Origin of the sequence: Komagataeibacter europaeus LMG 18890, from assembly GCF_000285295.1 — a bacterium.
Classification (GTDB): Bacteria; Pseudomonadota; Alphaproteobacteria; order Acetobacterales; family Acetobacteraceae; genus Komagataeibacter; species Komagataeibacter europaeus.
On the sequence record NZ_CADP01000236.1, the window covers coordinates 1 to 2129 of the forward strand.

The following is a 2129-nucleotide window of genomic DNA, read 5'->3' on the forward strand; positions in this document are numbered from 1 at the left end:
CCCGCGTCATAGCCCGAAAGCCCGCCGCTTTCCGTGGTTTTTACCGACTGGCTATCAATCACGCCCGCGCTTGGAGAGGCTTCACGCCCCTCAATCTCGCGCAGGCTCATGACCAGGACCGTATTCATGACTTCGAACAATCCGGCATCACGCCAGGCGTAAAAATAGCGCCTGACGGTCGAGACCGGCGGAAAGCATTTCGGCAGCAAACGCCACGCACACCCGGCCGAGGCTATGTAGAGCATCGCGTTGACCACCTCGCGCATATCCGTCGTGCGGGGGCGACCACCCCGTTTCGCCGGGGGTATAAATGGCATGATCAGAGCCCACTCTTCGTCCGTCGTATCCGATGGATATCGCATTCCTTCCCGGCTATGTTCACGTCGGGCAATACCAGTCCATGTCACCATTCACTCCATCTCTTCGTAAAGACGGATGAATCACAACAGGCTGGTATTGTTCAAAAACTTTCGGATCGGGCTCTAAGGTTTGTTTTTATTTTTTTCATCGAGCATGATCGATGAACAGGTCGGATATTCTATATGATGTGTTTATAAAACAATGAAAATTCATTAACAAAAATCAGTAAATCAGGGATCTGAAATGCTATTTTTTCAACTCTCCAAACAAAAAATTGCATATGATCCGTGAATGCGATAATGGGTGGATTTATTATTGGGAAACCGTGCTTGTCCGAACACAGAAAGGCGTACTGATATGTAACCCATGCAGGCATTGCCGCGTATGTGCGTGTAATGGGTATGATATAAAAAATATGCATCAAAAGGCTTTGTTGTGGTTGCATAATAGACGCATGATTATTACTGATAGGGCAGATATGTCCCTGGACGGCAATCTACAGAGGAAAGATACAGACATTGGATAATAAAGATCTCCCGCATACCGAACTGGTATCCATGACGACAGAGATCGTGGCCGCGCATACCAATCATAATACCGTTGGCATCGAGCAGATCCCCACCCTGATCGAGACGGTTTATACTGCGCTGAAGGGGCTGGGCGCCGAGAAGGCGGTTGAACCCGCCCCGCTGCAGCCGGCCGTGCCGATAAAGAAATCAGTATTTCCTGATTACGTGATCTGCCTGGAAGACGGCAAGAAGCTGAAGATGCTCAAGCGTCACCTTCAGACGGCATATGGCATGACGCCGGAGCAGTATCGTGAAAAATGGGGCCTGCCCGCCAATTATCCGATGACCGCGCCCAATTATGCCGCGCATCGCTCATCCCTTGCACAGAAGATCGGTCTGGGTCGCAAGGTTGTGGTTGAGCCGGAACCAGAAGTCGCGGCGGAAGCCCCGGCAAAGCCCGCGCGCAAGACCCGTGCGCGTCGCAAGAAGGGCGCCGACGCACAGGCGTAATGGATACGCCGCATGATCGCAGACACCCAGCCTGTTCGCAGGCTGGGTGTTTGTATTTTCAGGGAAGATAAAGATATTTCGCCATATGTAATGACAGGTGAAATATTGCATTTCCAACCTGTCATGAATGCATGCCGCCGTTCACGGGGCCGGGCCAATCACCCCCGTATAAAGCGCGATCCTGTGGGTGAAGACCATCATGCAGGGCAGGGGCATGATGGCGTCTGTATTGGTATGTATGTTGTAACGATATGATACACGGTATAAGAGCCCGATCCGAAAGTTTTTGAACAATACCAGCCTGTTGTGATTCATCCGTCTTTACGAAGAGATGGAGTGAATGGTGACATGGACTGGTATTGCCCGACGTGAACATAGCCGGGAAGGACTGCGATATCCATCGGATATGATGGACGGGGAATGGGCTTTGATCATGCCATTTGTGCCCCCTGCGAAACGGGGCGGTCGCCCTCGCACGACGGATATGCGCGAGGTGGTCAATGCGATGCTCTACATAGCCTCGGCCGGGTGCGCGTGGCGCCTGCTGCCGAAATGCTTTCCGCCGGTCTCGACTGTCAGGCGCTATTTCTACGCCTGGCGTGATACTGGGCTGTTCGAGGTCATGAATACGGTGCTGGTCATGAGCCTGCGCGAGATCGAGGGGCGTGAAGCCTCCCCGAGCGCGGGCGTGATTGACAGCCAGTCGGTGAAAACTACGGAAAGCGGCGGGCTTTCGGGCTATGACGCGGG

The 2129-nt window shown here is 53.0% G+C and carries 3 protein-coding genes and 1 pseudogene; 3 read left to right on the top strand and 1 reads right to left on the bottom strand.

From position 1 onward, the window contains the following. A partial coding sequence (locus GEU01_RS23730; RefSeq protein ID WP_042710803.1) for an IS5 family transposase occupies positions 1-410 on the bottom strand: 410 nt, incomplete at its 3' end. Positions 411-878: 468 nt separating this feature from the next. Here GEU01_RS23730 and GEU01_RS21060 point away from each other — a divergent pair. The 3 genes and pseudogenes from GEU01_RS21060 to GEU01_RS21070 form a co-directional block, all read left to right on the top strand. Next, on the top strand, positions 879-1379 hold the full coding sequence (locus tag GEU01_RS21060) for a MucR family transcriptional regulator (RefSeq protein ID WP_010511846.1): 501 nt from the start codon (positions 879-881) through the stop codon (positions 1377-1379). A 12-nt stretch (positions 1380-1391) separates the two neighbouring features. Then, positions 1392-1634, top strand: coding sequence for a hypothetical protein (locus tag GEU01_RS26050; protein ID WP_152927715.1), 243 nt, complete (start codon positions 1392-1394; stop codon positions 1632-1634). An 85-nt stretch (positions 1635-1719) separates the two neighbouring features. Next, positions 1720-2129, top strand: a pseudogene (locus GEU01_RS21070) (IS5-like element IS1031A family transposase); the annotation flags it as partial.

Bases quoted from the DNA above. Each gene is read 5' to 3' on its own strand.
- GEU01_RS26050 (WP_152927715.1), top strand. From the start codon at position 1,392: ATGATCGCAGACACCCAGCCTGTTCGCAGGCTGGGTGTTTGTATTTTC.